General features: G+C 59.1%; 1 protein-coding gene. It reads left to right on the top strand.

Annotated elements, in window-relative coordinates:
• A partial coding sequence (locus VSR34_RS38435) for a Na+/H+ antiporter subunit E (RefSeq protein WP_342965235.1) occupies window positions 1–318 on the top strand: 318 nt, incomplete at its 5' end.
• Window positions 319–470: the final 152 nt, after the last annotated feature.

Consider the following 470-nt stretch of genomic DNA (forward strand, 5'->3'; position numbering starts at 1 on the left):
CTTTATCACTTCGTCGCCTATAGCGCGACCTTCGTCACCGAGTTGGTGCGCGCCAATCTGAACATGATGGCGCTGGTGTACTCGCCGCGTATCGATATCAAGCCCGGCATCGTCAAGGTTCGCACGCGCCTGCAAACCCCGCTCGGCCGTCTCGCGCTCGCCAATTCGATTGCGCTCACGCCAGGCTCGCTCGTGATGGATATTCGGGACGACATACTATTCATCCACTGGCTCGACGTGAAGACGACCGATATCGACGAAGCGACCGAGGCGCTCGTCGCGCCGTTCGAAAAGCATCTGGAGAAAATCTTTGGCTGAGATCATGCTCCGGATCGCCGCGGTGCTGATCTTCTTCGCGATCCTGTTCGGCGTGATCCGTCTCGTGATCGGCAAAACCCTCGTCGACCGCATCGTCGCAATCGACATGCTGACGGTCATCTCGCTGTCGCTGATCGCGCTGTACGCGCAGG

This window comes from Paraburkholderia sp. JHI2823, assembly GCF_038900695.1.
Lineage (GTDB): Bacteria > Pseudomonadota > Gammaproteobacteria > Burkholderiales > Burkholderiaceae > Paraburkholderia > Paraburkholderia mimosarum.